The organism is Pontibacterium sp. (assembly GCF_041587635.1).
Taxonomy (GTDB): Bacteria; Pseudomonadota; Gammaproteobacteria; order Pseudomonadales; family Balneatricaceae; genus Pontibacterium.
Map to the genome: position 1 here is coordinate 1 of NZ_JBFGYC010000651.1, position 2053 is coordinate 2053.

Annotated in this window: 2 protein-coding genes; one reads left to right on the forward strand and one right to left on the reverse strand. The window is 49.3% G+C overall.

All coding sequences use genetic code 11. The features are described from left to right. Positions 1-487 precede the first annotated feature (487 nt). Entirely contained in the window at positions 488-1132 is a 645-nt protein-coding gene (locus ABYW01_RS20305) for a glutathione S-transferase family protein (RefSeq protein WP_372836286.1), read from the reverse strand. Between the two features lie 157 nt (positions 1133-1289). Here ABYW01_RS20305 and ABYW01_RS20310 point away from each other — a divergent pair, with 157 nt between their 5' ends. After that, positions 1290-1859: a TetR/AcrR family transcriptional regulator gene (locus ABYW01_RS20310; protein ID WP_372836287.1), complete on the forward strand. Its 570-nt coding sequence runs from the start codon at positions 1290-1292 to the stop codon at positions 1857-1859. Positions 1860-2053 lie beyond the last annotated feature (194 nt).

The window sequence follows — 2053 nt, forward strand, 5'->3', positions numbered from 1 at the left end:
AGGGCTCAAAAAATAGGTATTGCTGGCTTCCTCTGCCTTCAGTGATGAGGGGGAGTCCCCTGAAGTATAGAAGAAGTATTGTTCGGGCCGCAGCACTCACTACGACCTGATGGCATTTTGGAGCTGAGAATGTCAGTTCAGTAATGCCTGGTTATTATTATTTGAGCTGAGACAGTTGACCTGTTTCAGGGATGGGCAAGGCCCTGATTGCTGCTTTCCTGACAGGTAAACTCTGTGTGTGGCAGAGAGGCTGGAGGGCAGCTTTCGGCGGCAATACTAGGGGTATACCTTAGGGCCAGTTAGGGCCAGTTGCGTCTAATTAATGGTGCCAGATTAACGTATTGATATTAAAGGATAAATATATTGTGATGGTGCCAGTTTTACGGTTCTTTGAGTGAGTTTTTAGGTCCAGATTTTTACCGGCTGAAGTGGGATCAATGACGCCTGATATAGAGTGATTGATCGTATCACTGATCCCTGACAACGTTTACTGTTTATTTAGGACCTTTTGGCCTGATGGACGTGCTTGCATGCGGTGGATATAGCGACTCAGTGGTGAATTATCCGGTAGTAATGTCGAGGCGTTGGGTGTGCCTGAAAGGTAGTCGAGCATCGGAGTGAGGATCGCATCTGCATAGCTGTACTGATCGCCGCAAATAAATGCGTGATCTCCAATCAGCTTTTCGAGTAGCGTGAGCATCTTAATCACTTCAGGCTCGGCTTCTGCAACCTTATCCAATCGAATCTGACCATCCGGGCCTTTGGGGAACGCGAATTCCAACAGGTACTGTCGGACGATTGCCTGATCGACATACTGTGAAATAGCACGACTCCATTGATCGACCTGCGCGCGCCCGTAACTGTCTTCCGGTTGCAGGGCTGGACCATCAAAGCTGGCATCGATATAGCGGCAGATGCTGGCTGTTTCGAATACCGTGTGACTGTTGTGAAGCAGCGCCGGAATTTTTCCAAACGGATGATACTGCTGGTGGGCTTCGCTGTTTAGCTCCAACGGTTCGCCATTGATCTCAAACTTAGTGTCGTAGCTGATCCCTTTCTCTTCGCAGCACAGCATCACCGAACGCACGAAGGTGCTAAAAGCAGGGCCGAGAATCTGAACTTGAGCAGACATGGTAGCTGTTCCTTTTGTGTGGTTTGTGTATGAGATATCTATGTGGTTTTCATAGACTTGTTACCTACAATGCTAGTGGGAATGAAAATATGTTAAAGAACATATTTTGATGGTTAAGTAAGATAAACCAGAACCTTTTATGAAGTGAGTGTAAGCCATGCCCTGGGGACCGGAACAAAAACAGCAGAGCCGCGAGCGTATCCTGAGCAGTGCGGCCAGATTATTTACGCAGTATGGATTTGATCATGTTGGCATCAATGAAGTGATGACTGATGCGGGTATGACACGCGGGGCTTTCTATGCGCATTTTTCGTCTAAGGCTGAGTTATACGCAGAATCCATCGCGACGGCGGCTAAAACGGCGCATCTGAAAGCCACTGAAGCGCTTGGCTCTGATGCAAGCTTACAACGAGTGGTGAAGGGCTACCTGAGCGAAGAGCATCGCAGTGGTGAACAGATTAATTGTCCATTAGCGCTGTTGATCACAGATATTGGGCAGCGGGATGATAAGGTCCGTGAAGCTTATACACGGGTGTTTAAAGGATTTGTGAATCTGATTGCCCAGGGAGGGGATGCGGATGCTGATGAGGCGCATCGGCAGGCGTTGCAAAAGGCGGTGTTGATGGTCGGGGGGATGGCAATCTCCAGAGCAATTAATGACGAAGAGTTAGCCGCGACGTTGTTGGATGTGTGCCGCAACGGCGTACTGGATGGTCAAGAGGCTTAGTCAGTGATGGGCGCCAAGTACATGCCGCACCGGTTGTCCCGTAGGCCGGAAACAGGACAACCGGTTTGACGACTAACGTCGCCGTGCAAGCATGTTCAGGATATCTCTGAAGACACTGTTCTCCAGAGTTTCTGGCAGGTCGAGGGCCAGATTGTTTCGGTAGTAAGGGCTTAGATCCAGACCAAATCCCAGCG

Coding starts and splice junctions, on each gene's coding strand:
- ABYW01_RS20310 (WP_372836287.1), top strand. CDS start 1,290: ATGCCCTGGGGACCGGAACAAAAACAGCAGAGCCGCGAGCGTATCCTG.
- ABYW01_RS20305 (WP_372836286.1), bottom strand. CDS start 1,132: ATGTCTGCTCAAGTTCAGATTCTCGGCCCTGCTTTTAGCACCTTCGTG.